The sequence below is a fragment of the Pseudomonas sp. genome, from assembly GCF_037994325.1.
Lineage (GTDB): Bacteria > Pseudomonadota > Gammaproteobacteria > Pseudomonadales > Pseudomonadaceae > Aquipseudomonas.
Map to the genome: position 1 here is coordinate 1 of NZ_JBBNAH010000660.1, position 1976 is coordinate 1976.

The following is a 1976-nucleotide window of genomic DNA, read 5'->3' on the forward strand; positions in this document are numbered from 1 at the left end:
ATGAAGGCCTGTCGAGCCGGGTCGACAAGCCCTACACCACGCCGCAGTGGAAGCTGTTTGCCCGCGCACAGTTGGGGCTGACGTCGCCAACGCCCTATTCGCTGACCGATATGGCGGATGACGTGGCGCAGTTGATGGAGGCGTTGGAGGTGCCCTCAGCGCATATCGTGGGCGCATCGATGGGCGGCATGATCGCGCAGATTTTTGCTGGCAAATACCCGGACAAAGTGCGCGCGCTGACCATTCTGTTTTCTTCGACCAATCAACCGTTGCTCCCCCCTCCGGCGCCCAGCGTATTTTTAAAGCTGGTGTCGACGCCGCCCGAAGGCGCTGGCGAAGAAGCGATTGTGCAGCGCCAACGTAACTTGATTCGCGCCATTGGCAGCCCGGCGTACCCCATGCCGGATCACGAGTTGGACGCCTTGATTCGCCTGCAAATTGCCCGTGGCGCCGACTTTAAAGCCACGGCCCGGCAGTTCGCGGCGGTGCTTGGCAGCGGTGACTTAAGGCCGCACTGCAAACGTGTGCGCGCCCCGACGGTGGTGATTCATGGCTTAGCCGACAAGTTGGTGCGCCCCGCCGGAGGCAGAGCGATTGCCCGGGCCATTGCCGGGGCCACGTTACACTTGGTGCCAGACATGGCCCATGACCTGCCACGGGCGCTATGGCCGCAGCTGTTCCAGGGTATTGGCCAGCGCTGAAGACAGCTCGTCAGGGTGGCGACGGAGCTGCGCTGCGCCGAAGCTCACGCTTTGTAAACCTGCACCCCGTGCTTACGAAACCCCGCCAACACCTTCGCCGGTGCATCGGCCGGCACGATCAGGCCACTGATTTCTGCCCACCCCACCACTTGGTAAGGCGACGCCGTGGCCAGCTTTTCCGCAGAAGCCAGCACAATGGTTTCCGCCGAGGCATGGCACAACGCGCGTTTGATCACTGCTTCTTCGTAGTCGCCAGTGGTTAGCCCTGCCGTGCTATGCACGCTGCACACGCCCATAAAGTACAGGTCCGCCCGTATACGGCCGATGGCTTCCAGGGTGGCGGCGCCGGTGCCGACCATGGAGTGGCGGAACAGGCGGCCGCCAAGCATCAACACTTCGATATTCACATGCTCGCTCAGCTCCACAGCGATGGACGGGCTGTGGGTGACCACCGTGGCCGATAGCGTCAGTGGCAAGTGCCGCGCGACCTGGATGCAAGTGGTGCCACCGTCGAGTATCAGCACTTGGCCGGGCTGCACGCGCTTGGCGGCGGCGCGGCCGAGGGCGGCTTTCTGGTCGGGGAAAATGCCCTCACGGGTGGGTAAATCGCCCATGGCCGCAGAGGCCGGCAAGGCGCCGCCATGCACACGTGTTAACAAGCCTTCCTTGGCCATTTCCCGCAGGTCGCGGCGAATGGTGTCTTCGGAAACGCCCAATTCCTCACTGAGCGGCTTGGCCAGTAACTGGCCGTCGCGGTTAAGGCAGTCCAGCAAAAATTGCTTGCGTTTGCTCGTCAGCATCGCCGATTCTCTTCACGAAGTTGCACGATACTGCACGAAATTACACACATTGAACAGAGGCGCCGCCATGGCCAATCGCAACGTACGCATCCTCGCCCAGCACCTGCTCTCGGATAACTGGTATGTGCTGAAAAAAGTCGAATTTGAACTGCAACGCCAAGACGGCAGTTGGCAGCACCAAGTGCGTGAGGTGTATGACCGTGGCGACGGCGCAACCATCCTGCTGTACAACCTGGAACAGCGCACGGTAATCCTCACCCGGCAATTTCGTATCCCCTGCTACGTCACCGGCCACGACGGCTACCTGATCGAAACCGCCGCCGGGCTGCTGGACGACGCCAGCCCAGAAGAGCGCATTCGCCTCGAAGCCGAGGAAGAAACCGGCTACCAGGTCGATGCCGTGGAGAAGATTTTTGAAGCCTTTATGAGCCCCGGCTCAGTGACCGAACGCCTGCACTTTTTTATCGGCCACTAC

At 61.4% G+C, this 1976-nt stretch carries 3 protein-coding genes; 2 read left to right on the forward strand and 1 reads right to left on the reverse strand.

Annotated features, from left to right (window positions below):
* A partial coding sequence (locus AAAB16_RS21810) for an alpha/beta hydrolase (protein ID WP_340665224.1) occupies nucleotides 1–701 on the forward strand: 701 nt, incomplete at its 5' end.
* Nucleotides 702–745: 44 nt separating this feature from the next.
* On the opposite strand, the gene AAAB16_RS21815 is transcribed toward AAAB16_RS21810, so the two are convergent.
* Nucleotides 746–1501: a DeoR/GlpR family DNA-binding transcription regulator gene (locus tag AAAB16_RS21815; RefSeq protein WP_340665225.1), complete on the reverse strand. Its 756-nt coding sequence runs from the start codon at nucleotides 1499–1501 to the stop codon at nucleotides 746–748.
* A 67-nt stretch (nucleotides 1502–1568) separates the two neighbouring features.
* Here AAAB16_RS21815 and AAAB16_RS21820 point away from each other — a divergent pair.
* A partial coding sequence (locus AAAB16_RS21820) for an NUDIX domain-containing protein (protein WP_340665226.1) occupies nucleotides 1569–1976 on the forward strand: 408 nt, incomplete at its 3' end.

Coding starts and splice junctions, on each gene's coding strand:
- AAAB16_RS21815 (WP_340665225.1), bottom strand. CDS start 1,501: ATGCTGACGAGCAAACGCAAGCAATTTTTGCTGGACTGCCTTAACCGC.